14 protein-coding genes are annotated in these 17002 nt (G+C 48.0%); 2 read left to right on the forward strand and 12 right to left on the reverse strand.

Translation table 11 applies throughout. The features are described 5' to 3' along the window. Window positions 1-49: 49 nt before the first annotated feature. The 4 genes from LQ777_RS18280 to LQ777_RS18295 form a co-directional block, all read right to left on the reverse strand. Window positions 50-754 (reverse strand): metallophosphoesterase, encoded by a 705-nt coding sequence (locus LQ777_RS18280; RefSeq protein WP_232559378.1) that lies wholly within the window; start codon window positions 752-754, stop codon window positions 50-52. 197 nt (window positions 755-951) lie between these two features. Beyond that, window positions 952-4362 carry a translation initiation factor IF-2 gene (infB, locus tag LQ777_RS18285; RefSeq protein ID WP_232559379.1) on the reverse strand — a complete coding sequence of 1137 codons (3411 nt, stop codon included), beginning with the start codon at window positions 4360-4362 and terminating at the stop codon, window positions 952-954. Between the two features lie 168 nt (window positions 4363-4530). Next, the gene (nusA, locus tag LQ777_RS18290; protein ID WP_232559380.1) at window positions 4531-5775 is read right to left on the reverse strand and encodes a transcription termination factor NusA; all 1245 of its coding nucleotides are present in this window, start codon (window positions 5773-5775) and stop codon (window positions 4531-4533) included. A 77-nt stretch (window positions 5776-5852) separates the two neighbouring features. Beyond that, complete coding sequence (locus LQ777_RS18295) at window positions 5853-6365, reverse strand: ribosome maturation factor RimP (protein ID WP_232559381.1); 513 nt, start codon at window positions 6363-6365, stop codon at window positions 5853-5855. A 336-nt stretch (window positions 6366-6701) separates the two neighbouring features. On the opposite strand from LQ777_RS18295, the gene LQ777_RS18300 reads away from it, so the two are divergent. After that, window positions 6702-7682, forward strand: coding sequence for an endonuclease/exonuclease/phosphatase family protein (locus LQ777_RS18300; protein WP_341871358.1), 981 nt, complete (start codon window positions 6702-6704; stop codon window positions 7680-7682). Window positions 7683-7704: 22 nt separating this feature from the next. On the opposite strand, the gene LQ777_RS18305 is transcribed toward LQ777_RS18300, so the two are convergent. From LQ777_RS18305 to LQ777_RS18325, 5 genes are all read right to left on the reverse strand, one after another. Continuing rightward, window positions 7705-8115 carry a molybdenum cofactor biosynthesis protein MoaE gene (locus LQ777_RS18305; RefSeq protein WP_232559383.1) on the reverse strand — a complete coding sequence of 137 codons (411 nt, stop codon included), beginning with the start codon at window positions 8113-8115 and terminating at the stop codon, window positions 7705-7707. A 55-nt stretch (window positions 8116-8170) separates the two neighbouring features. After that, window positions 8171-8419, reverse strand: a complete 249-nt coding sequence (locus LQ777_RS18310) for a MoaD/ThiS family protein (protein WP_232559384.1) — start codon at window positions 8417-8419, stop codon at window positions 8171-8173. A 150-nt stretch (window positions 8420-8569) separates the two neighbouring features. Beyond that, a complete protein-coding gene (locus tag LQ777_RS18315) occupies window positions 8570-8851 on the reverse strand; it encodes a hypothetical protein (protein ID WP_232559385.1) in 282 nt (93 codons plus the stop codon). 66 nt (window positions 8852-8917) lie between these two features. Then, on the reverse strand, window positions 8918-9940 hold the full coding sequence (locus tag LQ777_RS18320; protein WP_232559386.1) for a S1C family serine protease: 1023 nt from the start codon (window positions 9938-9940) through the stop codon (window positions 8918-8920). Between the two features lie 49 nt (window positions 9941-9989). Then, window positions 9990-10580 (reverse strand): RNA polymerase sigma factor, encoded by a 591-nt coding sequence (locus LQ777_RS18325; protein WP_232559387.1) that lies wholly within the window; start codon window positions 10578-10580, stop codon window positions 9990-9992. Between the two features lie 144 nt (window positions 10581-10724). Between LQ777_RS18325 and LQ777_RS18330 the strand changes: the two genes are divergently transcribed. Continuing rightward, window positions 10725-10928 (forward strand): hypothetical protein, encoded by a 204-nt coding sequence (locus tag LQ777_RS18330; RefSeq protein ID WP_232559388.1) that lies wholly within the window; start codon window positions 10725-10727, stop codon window positions 10926-10928. Between the two features lie 385 nt (window positions 10929-11313). On the opposite strand, the gene LQ777_RS18335 is transcribed toward LQ777_RS18330, so the two are convergent. The 3 genes from LQ777_RS18335 to LQ777_RS18345 all read right to left on the reverse strand — a co-directional run bounded on the left by LQ777_RS18335 (window position 11314) and on the right by LQ777_RS18345 (window position 16778). Beyond that, window positions 11314-11571 (reverse strand): hypothetical protein, encoded by a 258-nt coding sequence (locus LQ777_RS18335; RefSeq protein WP_232559389.1) that lies wholly within the window; start codon window positions 11569-11571, stop codon window positions 11314-11316. A gap of 117 nt (window positions 11572-11688) precedes the next feature. Beyond that, window positions 11689-13386, reverse strand: a complete 1698-nt coding sequence (locus tag LQ777_RS18340; RefSeq protein WP_341871359.1) for a RagB/SusD family nutrient uptake outer membrane protein — start codon at window positions 13384-13386, stop codon at window positions 11689-11691. Between the two features lie 119 nt (window positions 13387-13505). Further along, window positions 13506-16778 carry a SusC/RagA family TonB-linked outer membrane protein gene (locus LQ777_RS18345; RefSeq protein WP_232559391.1) on the reverse strand — a complete coding sequence of 1091 codons (3273 nt, stop codon included), beginning with the start codon at window positions 16776-16778 and terminating at the stop codon, window positions 13506-13508. Window positions 16779-17002 lie beyond the last annotated feature (224 nt).

The following is a 17002-nucleotide window of genomic DNA, read 5'->3' on the forward strand; positions in this document are numbered from 1 at the left end:
TCTTACTTAGTAACGACTCAAGCTATGAATTTGGTTTTTACAACCCAAGTTAATCAGGGATTATGACTTCATAAAATGCTGTTTTGGTCTGTAACACGTCTGTATACGTTATCGAGCTGATCGCATCGCCAATTGTTCTGAACGTATCCGTTGGCGTATGCCCGACGATCTGGTGAAACCCCTGTAGGTAGTCGACACTGGTTTCTGAACGATCAGCCCAGATAGGACCGCTGAAGGCGTCATTACCTCCGCGCTTTGGCCCGACCTCAAATAAAATCCGTTGCATCTCCCAGGGTTGTTTGTGGACAGCGTTAAGTAATCCCGCCAGATCGTAACCAGGCTCAATTGACATTGCCTCCTGCCCAGCTTTCGCCAATAGTTGTGCCAACCATTTGTTTGTTACGCCAGCATGGCTAAATAAATAGGCACCAAGCTGATAAGACACCTGAAACAGATGGTTGTATTCTCGAAACATAGCGCTTAACTCTGGCTGTGCATTGCTGCGGAAGCCAGAACATCGGTAATGCGGGTAATGCAGGTATTGAGCGTCGTGGTTTCCGATGAGCAGTATAAACTTGTCAGGCGTTTGACTTTTAAGCTGGATGATCGCTTTTAAATTCTCATAGATGGTTGAATCGTCGAAAACACGACTATCCGTGTAATCACCTAAAAAAATAACTTGATCATGGTCGGCAATAGCGGCTTCCCGCCATACAGTTCGTCCGTGCAGATCACTTATCACTAACATTTTCATCGCTGCTCCCCGCTTATTTGTCTCTATCCAATCGCTTACTCCAATGTTTGTACCAATAGGAAGTACGATACTAAAACAGTTCTACCCATGCTTGCTATCATTTAACGTACCTTTCCAGTAACTAAATCATAACCACAAAAAAAGCCCCAGTCGAAAAAAACGACTGGGGCTACCTTGAGAACGTTGGTCCAGATGAATTACAACGTACGCTTCACTTCTTTTATTTCGAACGCTTCGATCGTGTCTCCCACTTCAATGTCATTGAAGTTTCGGACGCTCAAACCACATTCGTAGCCTGAACGCACTTCGTTAACGTCGTCTTTGAACCGTTTCAGCGCGCTGATTTCACCCGTATGAATCACGATAAAGTCGCGGATAACCCGGATTTTATTGTTCCGTTTGATGATACCGTCCGTCACATAACAACCGGCTACTGTACCAACTTTGCTGATCTTGAACACATCACGGACTTCGATATTACCAGTCACAACCTCTTCTGTGGTTGGTGCTAGCAGACCTTCCATAGCGTCTTTGACTTCGTTGATCGCGTCGTAGATGATTGAGTACAGACGAATTTCAATCTGTTCCTGTTCTGCCAACCGCCTGGCATTAGCTGATGGCCGCACCTGGAAGCCGACGATAACCGCATCCGAAGCCGATGCCAGCAGAATATCTGACTCGGAAATCTGTCCGACCGCTTTGTGGATGATGTTCACCTGAACTTCTTCCGTAGACAGTTGCAACAAGGAATCCGACAAGGCTTCGACCGAACCGTCCACGTCACCTTTCACAATCACATTAAGCTCTTTGAACGAGCCAATCGCTTTCCGACGGCCAATCTCTTCGAGTGTAATGTGCTTGCGGGTACGTAGCGTTTGTTCGCGCAGCAGTTGCTCCCGTTTGTTAGCAATTTCGCGGGCTTCGCGCTCCGTTTCCATCACGTTAAACTTGTCACCTGCCTGCGGAGCACCTGGCAACCCAAGAATCTGAACGGGTTGTGCTGGTCCTGCTTCTTTGATCCGCTCACCCCGGTCATTTGTCATAGCCCGAATGCGACCGTAGTGCGCACCGACAAGCATGACATCTCCCTGACGCAACGTACCATTTTCAACCAGTACTGTCGATACGTAGCCACGGCCTTTGTCGAGCGATGCTTCGATAACGGTACCAAGCGCCCGACGGTCCGGATTCGCTTTCAGTTCAAGTAATTCGGCTTCGAGCAGTACTTTTTCAAGCAGATCGTCAACGCCCATACCTGACTTGGACGAAATTTCCTGAGCCTGGTACTTACCACCCCATTCTTCAACGAGGAAGTTCATAGCCGAAAGCTCCGTCCGTATTTTGTCAGCTTCGGCCCCCGGCTTATCTACTTTTGAGAAAGCAAATACGATAGGTACACCGGCTACTTGTGCGTGGTTGATTGCTTCACGCGTCTGCGGCATCACGCTGTCGTCAGCCGCAATTACAATAATAACGACGTCGGTTACTTTCGCACCGCGTGCCCGCATGGCCGTAAAGGCTTCGTGACCCGGTGTATCAAGGAACGTGATCATCCGGTCGTCAGTCGCTTTCACGCTATAGGCACCGATGTGCTGCGTGATACCACCGGCTTCACCGGCGGCTACTTTTGCACGACGGATGTAATCAAGCAGCGACGTTTTACCGTGGTCAACGTGACCCATGATCGTAACGATTGGCGCACGAGGCTGAAGTTCATCCGGTTCGTCCGCTGTTACGTCAATACCCGCTTCCGTTTCATCTTCTGCCGATACAAACTGTACATCGTAACCGAATTCATCCGCAATAACCGTAATCGCTTCCGCATCTAACCGCTGGTTGATCGAGACGAACATACCCAGGTTCAAACAAACCGAGATAACTTCGTTGATCGACACGTTCATAAGCGAAGCCAGATCGTTTGCCGATACGAACTCCGTTACTTTCAGGATTTTTGCTTCCAGTTCCTCCTGTTCGCTGGCTAAACGATCACGTTCAGCCCGGTCGGCCCGGCGGTCACGTCGGCGGTCAGCTCCCCGGTTGGGCGAATTACCCTGCATCCGGGCGTTTGTCTGCTGAATCGACTTACGAACATCAGCTTGCGTAGGTGCTTCACGACGGTTTCCTCCGCTACGGCCACTGTTGTTGCCACCACCTGCCCGATCACGGTTTCCACCGCTACGACCATTGTTGTTATTACCACCACCTGTCCGGTTGTTGGTATTTTGGTTGTCTGACGAAGGCTGGCTCTGAGCGTTCCGATTTTGGTTACCCTGACCTTGCGGCTGGGCGTTATTGTTCGAATTCGCAGAACGGTTTGCCGGTGCCTGGTTACGATCACCCTGTGGTCGGTTGTTATCCCGTTGTCCACCTTGGTTGCGATCACCCTGCGGCCGGTTGTTATCCCGGTTTACAGGACTACGATCACCTTGTCCGTCACGAGGTCCACGGTCATTCCGGTTTTGATTACCTTGGCCTTGTGGCTGATTACCGCCTTGATTCGGCTGGTTGGTACCACCAACAGCTCCATCGCGACCACCGCGAATGCGTTTCCGTTTTTTCTTATCGGCGTTGCTATTGCCACCACCACCCTGACGCGGGTTGTTGACAGGCAATTCAATCTTGCCAAGAATTTTCAAACCACCAAGTTGATGGCTACCAGCCGCCCGAATTGTCTCGGTTTTAGCTGCTGGTTCCTCAGCGTCATTCGCGACTGGAGGAGTTGGCACAGGGGCAGCAGCTTTTGGCTGACTGCTTGCAGTAGTATCACGATTCTCCTGACGCGTCGGTTCCACCTTGGCAACTGGATTATTTACAGGTTCAGCTGGTTTAGGGGTCTCCACACGAGGAGCTTCTGTACGAGCTACTGGCTGCGCTGGTTCAGGCCGTGGCTGAACAGGAGCGACCGGAGCTGGCTCGATTTTAGGCTGCGCAACGGGTGCTGGCTGAGGAGTCTCCACTTTGGGAGCTACCGCAGGAGCAGGGGTTACCACAGGTGGTGTAACGGTAGGCTTAACCTCAGCAGGTTGAACCGGCTTCGGTGTTTCTACAGGCGGCTGTGCAACTACCGGTTGTGATGGTACTGGTTTAGCAACCTCCGCTTGAGCTGGCTCTACACGAGGTGTTTCTACTGGTTTCGCTACCTGCGGAGCCGGAGCTTTAGCCGCCGGAGCTGGTTTCGCGTTAAGATCAATTTTGCCGATCACTTTTAGCCCTGGCAAACCGGTTGCTGCGGTTTGCGGAGCTGGTTTTGACTCGGCTGACACTGGTTTAGGAGTGTCTACCCGAGGGACGTCTGTTTTAGGGGCGTCCGCCTTCGCGTCCGAAATAGGACGACCTGCGTCATCACGACGGTACAAAATAACCTCTTCCTCCCGACGACGCGGTGGCTCGGCGACCGCAACCGACGGTTCGGACCGGCGAGCTCCGTTCAGGAGTTCCGTTGATTTATACTCCTTCGCTAACACCTCCAACTGTTCCATGTTGATTTTGGTGTTAGGATTAATTTCCACCTTAAACCCTTTGGCAGACAGACTATTCGCAACAGAGGAAAGTCCTTTGTTGAGAATTTTTGCCACTTGGCTCAGGCGCATTGACTTATCTTCTGCCATACGTTCGGTCTATATTCGGCAAATTTAATGGTTGTTGATATGGTATGAACAACAGTTAGGGCAATAAAAATCCCTTTTCCTGATAATGAAGAATGAAAAGTTAAAAAGTGAGGACTAACTGCGTATTATTTCAGCCTCCATATCTAACTCGGCAATCGTTTATCAGGCCTACTCAAATTCCTGCTTGAGGATATTTACAATCTCCTCGACAGTGTCCTCCTCCAGATCGGTACGACGCACCAGTTCTTCTTTGCTCAGGGCAAGTACACTCTTGGCGGTATCGAGACCAACTTTACGAAGTTCATCGATCATCCACTCGTCGATTTCGTCAGAGAACTCCATCAAGTCAACGTCTTCGTCGTCTTCATGGCCTTCATTATCCCGGAAGACATCAATTTCCATGTCAACCAGTCGGCCCGCCAGTTTAATATTCTGGCCACCTTTACCGATTGCCAGCGAAACCTGATCAGGCTTCAGGAAAACAGATACGCGCTTCGTATCGCGGTCGATTTGCATCGAACTGATCTTGGCGGGGCTCAACGCCCGGCTTATCAGCAGTTCGAGGTTTTCGGTATAGTTGATAACGTCGATATTTTCGTTACCTAGCTCGCGCACAATACCGTGTATACGCGATCCTTTCATCCCAACACAGGCACCTACGGGATCGATACGATCATCGTACGACTCAACGGCTACTTTAGCCCGTTCGCCCGGCTCCCGGACGATCTTACGAATCGAGATTAAGCCGTCATAAATTTCCGGAACTTCGACTTCAAATAACCGCTCCAGAAAAACGGGAGAAGTGCGCGACAAAATAATCTTGGGTGTACCGTTGAGCATGTCAACACGGCTTACAACCGCTTTTACGGGTTCGCCTTTGCGGTACCGGTCCTTCGAAATCTGCTCTGTTCGAGGTAAGCTCAGCTCGTTATTTTCCGAATCAACCAGGATGATTTCGTGCTTTAGGAGTTGATACACCTCAGCCGTAACCAGATCACCCACCTGATCCTTGTATTTCTGATAAAGGAGTTCTTTTTCCATATCCTTTATCTTCTGAATCAGCGTTTGACGAGCGGTTTGTACGACCCGACGGCCAAAATCTTCCAGCTTCACTTCTTCGGCAACCTGTTCGCCAACCTCGAAGTCGTCCTGGATTTTGCGAGCCTCAGCGAGTGGAATTTTATCATAATCCCAAATATCCTCTGAGTCGTCGTCCACAATTTCCCGCGTTCTCCACATTTCCAGATCACCGCTTTCGGCGTTGATGATCACGTCAAAGTTCTCATCGGTACCGTATTTTTTGCGAATCATCGTCCGGAAGACATCTTCCAGAATGGCGATCATGGTGGGGCGGTCAATGTTTTTCGACCGGGCGAAATCGGCAAACGATTCGATTAATAATCCACTGGTCATGGTAGTGTTTCGTCTAGTTTCGTAAAGCGTTCATCAACGAGTGTTTGTACCTTCGTTAATGGCTAGTCCTTACGACTTCATTTGAATGATATTTCTACGACAGCCTTCTTAATCTGTTCAAACGGCACTGACACGGGGCCAGAAACGGGGGTTTCAACAGTCAGATTTGCTTCTTTCTTCTTTTTGCTCTTAGGTTTCTTTTCCGGCTCAATAATCAACACAATACCCGTGTCATCTGCTGATTCCAGTTTGCCCTTATAGGTTGTACCATTGGTCAGCAAAACGGCGAGGTTTCTGCCTATATTACGAATATACTGCCGTGGAAACGTTAATGGGAAATCGACACCCGGCGAAGAAACTTCGAGTGTAAATGGAGCTTCGCCGAAGAAATTTGACTCATCCATCTGTAAACCCAGCCGACGGCTGATGTCAGCGCATTCGTCAATGGTAATCCCAGCATCGCTGTCCAGCAGAATGGTAACCTTGATTCGACCACCCTGCCGGCCAACTACCTGAACATCAACAATGTAAATTTGTCCATTGTTCAGGTAAGGCTGTAATAGTTCGGTTATTTGTGCTTTATCGTCCATAAGGTAGGGCTAACAAAAAAGGGAGTTTGACTCCCTTTTTTCACTAACGCCATACGGTAATTATGGGGCAAATATACAGTATGTTTTGCGGTTTTGCAACTCCCTCGTCGGCGTCACATAGCGTGTTTGTCTGGCTAATGCCCTAATTTTAGCCCGAAAACGAATTTTGGGCTGCTCAACAACGCTATGTCGGTACGTTTCCAACTTGGTCGACTCGTTACATTTTTTTTTCGATCTTTATTCTGGTCACTCAATTTACTACTTGCTTTATATACCCTGTTAAGCTACTGGCTTTTACACTCGCTGCCTACAGAACACTGGACAGCCAGTATGGTCATGATTTCAATACCTGTAGCCTGGCTTCTCAACGGTATATGCATTATACTTTGGCTTACCTGGCGTCCCTGGCGGAGTTGGCTATCGGGTTTGGTGCTTATTATCGGGGTGTTGTTATTTGGCCAGCGAACCTTTGTCTGGAATTCGCCGGGAGTGTTGACCAACAACTATATCCCGCTAAAAGTATTTAGTTATAATGTCCAGTCGTTTGGACTGGATACTGAATGGGAGCGGATCGGCAGATCGCCTAGGGTACGACGAATAATTGATTACACCGTGAGGTATGATGCTCCGGTTAAGTGTTTTCAGGAGTTTTTTTCGTCAACAACAACACCCGACTACGACGCCGTTCGGAGATTACGCGAAGCTGGTTATAGCTATTCTGCTTTTCTGCATCCCGAGATGACCAACGTTCCCAACGGATCGGTTGGCGTAGCTATTTTTTCTATTTACCCAATCATTCACTCGGGACGGGAAATATTCAGCAGAGGGAACGGCTTGGTCTGGGCCAATATAAAAGTGGGGAATGATACCGTACGCGTCATCAACGTTCACCTGCAATCAATGGGCATCCGGGTTGGGAAAGTGCTTCGTCAGGAAAAACTGACCGGTGTCAAACACGAAACGCACGGTGTTCTCAGTGCCCTCCGCTATGGTTTCATCGAGCGACGTAAACAGGTGCAACAGGTTGAACGACACATCCGGGAAAGCGAATTTCCGGTGATCGTCACGGGCGATCATAACGACACTCCTTACAGTGTCGTCTATGAGCGCATGCGTCGCATACTTCCGAATAGTTACGAAGATGCCGGTCGTGGTTTTGGCTTCAGTTATAATAAACTACCAGGCTTTATCCGCATCGACCACCAGTTCCACGACCCACAGATTTCTTTGCTAAACTTTGAAACAATTAACTACGTCAGCTATTCAGATCATTATCCAATCGCAGGTACGTATTTAATCAACAAAGCGACGAAGTAATCCACCAGATGCTTCCGTGGATTTAGGGGTGCGCGTTGACCCAGACTTCACCATCCGTAAAAACCTCTTTTTTCCAAATCGGCACGGTTTGTTTGATCGTGTCGATCATGAACCGACATGCGTCGAAAGCATCCGCACGGTGCGCAGTTGCGACCCCGATGAAGATAGCTGTTTCGCCAATGGCTAATACGCCTTTTCGATGAATGATTGTATAGCGCAGGATAGGCCAGCGACGATGCGCTTCATCCGCGATTTTCTGCATTTCGCTGATCGCCATACGATCATAAGCTTCGTATTCCAGCCGGTCGACCGGGCGTTCCTGTGTGTTGTCACGGACAACGCCTAGAAATAAGTCAAGTGCTCCCGCCTGATCGGATTGCAGATACGTAAGAGCCGAAGCAACATCAATGGGATCGCTAGTTAGAGAAATCATGGTACAAGAAAAATTACCAGTAGAAGAAAAGTGGGCTACAGTAACCGGATTACAACTAACCTCCGCTAACGGGCGGAATCAGCGCAATCTCGTCTTTGCTGGTAAGCACTTGATCTACTTCCGCATACTCGCCATTGACAGCAACCAACAAGGACCGAATGCCAGACAATTTGGGGTATTCCTGATAGAGTTGATCAAGCAGGTCACTCACGCGGGCGCCTTCACTAATCGGCACAGACACAGCTGATTGACCGGTCAGGTCACGAGTAATACCAAACAGAAGTACCGAAACTGGGGTGTTCATCAAGTAAAATAAATTATATAGGATGGTAAGCAACGTTGTGGTGATAACGTTGCGAGGGCAAAATGAAGTTTCTCAGTTGACCAATAAAAAACGGTACCATTACTTTATAGTAACGGTACCGTTTTACTCTCAAAAAACGACAAAGATTCGTTATTTCGAGTTATCCATTTTGCGTTCGGCTTTTTTCATTTTCCGATCCGCTTTGTTAAGTGCTTTGTTTGTACCGTCTTTTACATCTTCAGCCGTATTTTTAGCGGCATTCGATACCTTCCGGCCAGCTTTTTTGGTCTCACGACCTGCTTTATCAGCCGCAGCATCAACTGTCTGACCTGCTTGACGAGCCGTTTCTTTTGCGTTTTGTTTTGTGTCCTGAGCTGAAGCAACGGTGATCGTGAACATCAGTGAAGCAGCCAGCAGCATTAATTTTTTCATAGTAGTTGAGTGTTTGTGAACTTACCTCTATAAAACTATCAATACCGTAAATTGTTCGAGAAGCTGCTACTCTTTATGCTTAAAGACTTTCACCTGATACACGTACGCTTGCATCCGTTTGATCTGTAATTTACGGGGTAAGCGAGCAAGGGTATTTTTATGGTTCAGCCGTATGGGTAACCCTTTTAGGGAATCGCCCGGAATATTATTCAGCGCTTTGAGCAGGTAGTTTGTTTTGACAGCGAAGCTTACCCCTTCCGACGTTGTCTGCTTGCCACTGATTATGCCAATCACGTTCCCTTTTTCGTCTAACAGCGGTCCACCTGAGTTACCGGGATTGACGCCAATAGCGACCTGATAAGCCGTTGTATCGCCCCTGTATCCAGTACCGGAGCTAAGGTAGCCCTCGCCATAAACGATTTCTTCACGCGGATAGCCTAGGGTAAAGACACGTTCACCCAGATCGCTCTGGCTGTTCTCGAAGCTATACGGTAACGACGGTAAAGCGCGAAACGCACTGTCGTCACAGAGTTGTAGAAAAGCCAGATCGTACGTCTGGTCGGCGTGAACAACCCGCGCTTTGTACACTTCACCGGCAGGACTCTGCACGTACACCGAATCAGCTCCCCGAACAATGTGATTGTTGGTAACCATATAACCATCGGCTGTCAGCATAAATCCAGAACCGGACACCTGGGCCGGATTGACAAACAACGCCCGGCCTCTGCCGTTAAGATCATTCATCAATTTGCGTTGAGATGATTTGACGGCCTGAATTTCTTTACTGAGCAAACTGTATTGCTGTTCCTGTTGCTGATGGCTCTGCCGATACGAATGATACAGAAAGATAGATCCGAACGTGGTAATGGCGGCTACGGTAGCGGCAACTGCCAGTGTCGTACGGTAGGTGCGCCACAACGAACGAACCTGGCCCGATGGCTCTTGCTCCATGCTGTACGTACTTACCTCTTCCCGCACAGCATCCATATCCAGACTCGAATGAATGGCGGCTAGTTTCTGCCGAAGTCGGTTCCGTTCGCCATAAGCGTGTAAGGCTGCTTCGATATCTCTTTCCTCATTAGTTTCCATTGTTGTCATCGTTCGTTAAGTACACAGATACCAGGGTACGGAATACTCCTCAATTTTGTTTGTACTCTGAAAAAAACAATCGCTTCAGCCGCATCAGGCATTTGTACTTCTGCGTCTTTGCGTTGTCCGCGTTGGTGTAGCCAAACTTATCCGTTATTGCCTGCATACTCAGATGCCGGATATAAAAATCTTCCAGCAGTGTGCGGCAGGGCTCACCAAGCTTTTCGAGCGAATCGGCCATTAAATCAAACTGTCGATCCCGCTCTTCATGCTCATTTAAATCACTGTCAATCTGCTGCCCCGCATCGTCATCGACGGCGGGCGTTTCTACGTCGCGAACCAAAAACCGATTGCGCTGCGTCAACTGCTTTAGCCAAAGACGACGGCCAACAGAATACAGGTACGTTTTCAACTGACAATGCAGCTCTAATGAGCCGCTTTGCACTTTCTCGTATAAAACAACGATGGCCTCCTGGTAAATATCTTTAGCATCGTCTTCGCTCCCGCTATTGCTTGTAACCAGGTGCAGCACCATTGGAAAATACCGTCGGTACAGTTGGTTAAGCACGTCATCGGAACCCGTAGCCAAGCCCGCCAGCAATTCATCGTCGGTTAATACGGGCCGCCTACTTTCCTTCATCGCCTTGGCTCATTACTTAATACAAAATCAATTTAAACGTAACCCAAAAAAAAGTTAAAAAAAGTTGGGTTACCTTTTTCCCTATCGAGTATTAACGTCGACATTGGTTTATTAATCACCCGTAAACAAAAACGCCCCAAAACTATGAAAGCAATTACGAAATCTGCCTTCTTTTTCATGGCTATGATCGCCCTTGCAACCTCTTGCAGCTCGAAAAAGACTGAAACTGAAACGACTTCGACCGATTCTACGTCAACCATGATGTCTGATTCATCGTCTACGATGGCTACAGATTCTTCGATGGCTGGTGATTCGGCTTCGACGATGTCATCTGATAGCGCGAAGTAATTTTTGCTAAGGCACAACTGCCGGTACTAAATACCGACAACGCTATAAACGTATGGAAGCCCCTCGACTATCGAGGGGCTTCTTTTTTTATCTGAATACAAATAGAATAAAAAAGCGGTTCATTAAAAGCCTTTCACGGCTTCATTAGCAAACGAATCCGTGAAAGGTGTATTTTTTTATGCAGCGTAGCACATCTGAGTAGCCCGTTTCGACAATCGATCAGTCGGCCCCAGAAATAAGCAGCGGCAACAAATCTAAAATCTAACGATTTTAGGCTTAACGAATAAGTCCACTCAATGCGCGATATACTGCATTGAGTGGACTTGTATTTTTGGCATCGTCATTGACTTGCCCCTACCTATTACACGAAAACAACTTTACTGAGTTACCGGCTTCCATTCCGACTACCGCTGTGACCGGAGTGGCCATGCCCTCCGCGTTCATAAGCAAGCTCTGCTGTGGTTTTGTTTTCCGTCGAGTGATCGTCTTCCGGACCCTGTTTGCTTTTATTCGAGCTTGTCATTTCTCGTTCAGCATTTGGACGGTCTTTACCGGTGTCATGGGCTTCCTGATTACGGGTCCGCTTATGATTTGCCTGCAAATCTTTCGAACCGGGCTGATCTGTGGTTTTGTTGTGAGCCATGATAGTAATCTTGTTGTTGAGTAGGATAATAACAAACCACTAATCCGATTGTTTTTACAGCAAAAATCCACACCGGTACCAGTGTGGATTTTTGTTAAAGTAACTAACTGTTTATGCTTAGTAGCCAGGATTCTGTTTCAGAATAGCTGCGCTACCATTTTGCAGGTCAAGCTGCGTTTGAGGAAGCGGCAGATACTCGTTCTTACCGGCTGTAAAGACCGCACCGCTATACGCATTCGACAGTTTCGTTTTCTCGTACGTCAGGAACGCCGTCAGCGTTGGCGCAGCAATACCCCAGCGTACCAGGTCGAAGAACCGCTGTCCTTCTTGTGACAGCTCTAGCTTACGCTCGAACCGAACCGTGTTACGAGCTACATCCTGCGACGAGAAAGCCGAAGCCGGATATGGGCTGATTACGTAGTTAGCGGCTGGCTTACCATCAGACGTTGTTACGAAACCGGCAGGATTGGCCGCGCGATTCCGTACTAAGTTGACGTATTCCATTGCCTTCGATAGACTTCCTACTTCTACCTCCGCTTCAGCAGCCATCAGTAGAACATCCGAATAACGCATCAGTACGATGTTCGTCGCCGACCAGCCTTTCGTCCAGTTCGATACGTCAGCCACTTTGCCTTGTTGAGCTAGGTAGAAAACGTATTTTTTCGTCGAGTACGGACCGCCAAAGCCTTGGTTACGAGTCCAGGCGCTGGTGAAATTACCATAATCCAGATAAGGAATACCCCGACGGCCAACCGTATGGTCAAGACGTGGATCGACGGTTTTGGTGTCAGGCGTGAAAGCATCAGCTGGCAGAAGCCCCATATCCGTTTTCAGCTCGTTGGTAGCATTGTCGTACGCGCCGTTAGCCTGAGCCATATCAATCGGCAGACCATTTGCACCCGTACGGAACGAGTTAGCTGCATCGAAGCTTGGCTTAAAGAAGTCGCAGCAAGTAGCGCCGATACCCGCACTATACGGATAGTTTAGGTTCAAATCGCCAGAAGCGGCATCTGAGCTACCGGCGTTTGCTACGTTCTGAGTAGAGAATACGGCTTCTTCGCTGTTTTCGTTGGCAGAGTTAAATACCTGAGCGTATTGCGATACGAGACCATATTTTTTACCGTTGGCCGTTTTACCGTTAGCGATAATGAGGTCGTATAGCTTCTTAGCATCAGAAAATTTCTTCTGATACATATACGTTCTAGCCAGGTAAGTAGCCGCAGCCCATTTGTTCGCGCGACCTGCCTGAGAATTCGTTTCAGCCAGGTTGTCATATGCGAACTGGAAGTCAGCCTCAATTTTAGGCCAGATATCGACATCGTTCTTTACAGTAGTAGCACCACTTCCATAATCTAACGTCTCGTCGATATAAGGAACCATGTTAAAGGTCCGCTTAAGATCAAAGTAATACAGGCCTCTCAAAAAACGAGCTTCGCCAGCAAACTGCTGCTTCGAAGCGGCAGTTACGGTAGAGGCAGCGGAAGGCAGGGTACGAAGTACCGAATTAGCCCGACTAACCCCTTCGTATAATGCCTGCCACCGAGAGTTCACTTCAGCACTGGATGCGTTAATTAAGTAGGTTTCAAACGGTGTAATCGCACTGAAGTCAGATGGATCAGACCCTTTGTTGGCATCCCCACCCATAATGCTACCATAAACCCAGTTCGTAGGACTGGCCGTTTGCGAAAAGCCCCGTCCGTTCAGTTGTGTGTAAGCACTAATCACCAAGCCTTGCAGACCGGCATTTGTTGTTATATCTGCGTTTTGCAACTGACCAGTTGGCGCTACGTCCAAAAAGGAATCTTTGCAAGACACTGAGATTACGGTCAAAAGTAGTGTAACCCCCACTCCTTTTGTGATTATATTTTTCATATTTATTAATTCTAGGAACAAAGTTAATGCGTTTCGAAAAGCTGTTAGCTTCTTGAGTTTAATTAAAAACCGATGTTCAGGCCCACATTATAGCTCCGGGTGATCGGATAGTTACCGATGTCAACGCCAAGGTTCTGGTCAGCCGCTCCACCAACACCTGGATCTAGGCCTTTATAGCCTGTAACGGTGAAGACGTTGTTAGCCGCAAGCGAGATCCGAACCCGGCTCAGGTTGACCTTGTTCAGCAGCGTCGCTGGCAAGGTATAACCAAGCGTAATGTTCTGCATCCGCAGGAACGATCCATTCTCAACATAGAACGAGTTAGGAACTGTGTTGGTACTGAGGTTTGCTACATCTTCAAAAATTGGCTGTGTCGTATTGGTATTTGTGGGTGTCCATGAATTTTTCACCCGCGCACTAACAGCTGCTCCTGAGAAAGATGGGTAGAAGTCGGTATACCACTTCGACATGTTGAATATCTTACCGCCCAGTGATGTATACAGATACGTAGCCAGATCAAATCCTTTGTACGTAAGGCGCAAATTCATACCGCCCGTGAACTTAGGTACTGGACTACCGATAAACGTACGGTCATTATTGTCAATTACACCATTACCATCTACATCGGCGTAACGGAAACGTCCCAGACCCGCTCCTTCTTGTTTTGGCGCAGCATTAATTTCTTCCTGCGTGTTGAACAAACCAAGTACTTTATAGCCAAAGAACGAAGCAATCGACTGACCAGGTTGGTTACGAGTCATAGGCAATGAAAGCCGGTTCGTAGGTGGGCTCACGTCGAAGTAAGGAACGCCTGGTGCCAACGTTAGAATTTTGTTGCTCAAGAAACTACCATTTACGTCCACTTCATAACCTAGATCGTTAGCCACTTTACCCCGGGTAATCAGTTGAATATCGATACCCTGGTTTCTCATGCTGGCGATATTTACCGACGGCGCTGTTGCACGGACACCTACGACACCCGCAATAGGTACTTGGTATAACAGATCTTTGGTATCCTTCCGCCAAACATCGAATACAACATCAAGCTTGCCGTTGAAGAACGAACCATCGATACCGATGTTTGTCGTGGTACTGGTTTCCCATTTCGCATTTGGGTTACCGATCCGGCTACGGAAGAAACCGGGATCTACACCCGAGTTACCACCGCTAATATCGTACGAGTTCGCGATGTTCGACTGAAACAAGCTGTACTGGTTGTTTGGGTTTACGTTATTCGAGTTACCCATTTGTCCCCAACCACCACGAACTTTCAAATCCGTGATAAAGGGCAGGTTTTTCATGAAGTCCTCACCCGATAACCGCCAAGCGGCCGAGAAAGCTGGGAAAACCCCGTAGCGGTTGCTAGCCCCGAAGCGTGATGAACCATCGCGACGAACTACTGCCGTAACAATGTATTTATCCATCAGGCTGTAGTTAACGCGGCCAAACTGCGAATAGAAGTTTACACCACTGAACAGATCACTGTTTGATTGCCGACCTGAAGCCTGTGACGTTGTGATACTAGCATACGCAGGATCCGTTGAGAATGGGTTCAGACCCACACCACTGATGTTCCGGCCAAATCCGTCGTTCAGTGCTTCAAGACCAGCTAACACATCGAGGTGATGGATACCAAACGTCCGCTTGTACTGAGCGGTATTTGTAAACGTCCAAGCGATTGTATAGCCAGCTCCTTCGTTGATACGGAAACCGCCGTTGTTTCCTTCGGCATTTTCGTAGGTATTACGCGACGTAGTTTTGTTGTAGTAGTTCGAGAGAACACCACCGATGCTACTGCGAACGGTTAAATCAGGGATGATGTCATATTCCAGATACGCATTCCCAAATAGGCTTACGTTGAAGTTCCGGTTATTTTTAGCCGCATCGCGGTTTGCTCTAGGGTTGGAAGGGTTGTTGAAACCTTTAGCTGCCGTACCTGCATAACCACCGAATACGTCGTATACGGGAACAATGGGAGCCATCCGAAAAGCAAGCAGAATATCATTCTCTTCTTGTGATGCATTTTGACCATTGGTACCGCCAAACTGACCGGTGTTATCGATGTAAGTGGCCTGTAAGTTCTCACCAAACCGCAGTTTCTTGTTCTTCAGAACGTCGAAATCCGAGTTAACGCGGAAGGTATACCGAGCAAAGTTGTTGTTCAGGATAATACCAGGCTGCGACTGCTGACTGACACTCACGTAATAACGACCGCTTTCACTTCCACCCGAGAAGCCAAGGGTATGGCGCATTAAAATAGGGACTCTAGTGATTGCTTTATACCAGTCTGTACCTTCTTTGTTGGCACGTGTTACTTGATAAACAGCGCCTAGAGAAGGATCGATATTGTACTTTGCCCGCTCAGCATTCAAATCGACTCCACCCGTTACGCCAAAGCGGTTACCAACCTGTATATATTCTGGCAAAACAGGGGTTGTTCCAGAACCATACTGACCACCAGCGATACCGGTAAAGCTGTCAGGTCCTATCGTTTCTCCATTGGCAACACGCCGATTACGGATAGCGTTCCAGGTCCAGTCAGCCTGTTCTTGTGGTGTTAGCAGAGCAGGCGCATGACCCGGATCGGTAACCCCGTACAGACCATCATAGCTAACGCTCAGTTTCTGAGCCCGGCGCTGGCCTTTCTTGGTGGTAATAACGATAACCCCGTTCGCAGCACGAGCACCATAGATCGAAGCGGCAGCCGCATCTTTCAGTACCGTCGTTGACTCAATATCGTCTGGGCTGATGAAACCACTACCCTGGGTTGGAACCCCATCAACCACGTACAAAGGCTGGTTACCACCGAAGGCACCAAATCCACGGACACGGATGGTGTTGCTAGCTCCAGGCTGTCCGCTGGCGATAACGGTTACCCCGGCAACGCGCCCTTGCAGCTGGGTTTCAACGTTAGCTGAAGGAATAGCCGCTAAGTCCCGCGCTTTTACCGTGGCGACGGCACCTGTATTGTCCCGTTTACTGTCCGTTGTATAACCTGTTACAACGACTTCATTCAGCGTAGAGGATTCTTCTTCGAGTTGAATGGCAACAGCCGTTTGGCTACCTACAGTTACCTGCGTTGACTTAAACCCAATTGCGGATATCGTAAGTACATCATCCGCTCCGCGCACAGACAAGGTAAAAGCACCATTGGCATCCGTCGATGTACCGATGGTCGTACCCTTAATAACTACGTTAGCACCCGGAACCGGATCGGTATTGCTACTCACTGTACCAGTGATCCGACGGTTCTGAGCAAAAACGGTTGTGCCCCACAGGAGCACCGATCCCCACAGCAGTAAAAACTGAAAGGTCTTGTAAAAATTTGTGTTCATAAAATTTGGCCTCATCAATTATTTCAAAACGGATCAATATTAATGAGTCGAATTAATTTTTCAAAGATCAATTTGTCATTTTTTAACGTTAACCTAATTTTATACTAACAAATACGTAAAAAACACCATGCGTATATTTACCAATTAACTGATTGTCAGAATATTGTATTTCATCCTTGTGAAATGATAATCTTTTGAGAATCTATAAATATTTTTTAATATTA

This window comes from Spirosoma oryzicola, from assembly GCF_021233055.1.
Classification (GTDB): Bacteria; Bacteroidota; Bacteroidia; order Cytophagales; family Spirosomataceae; genus Spirosoma; species Spirosoma oryzicola.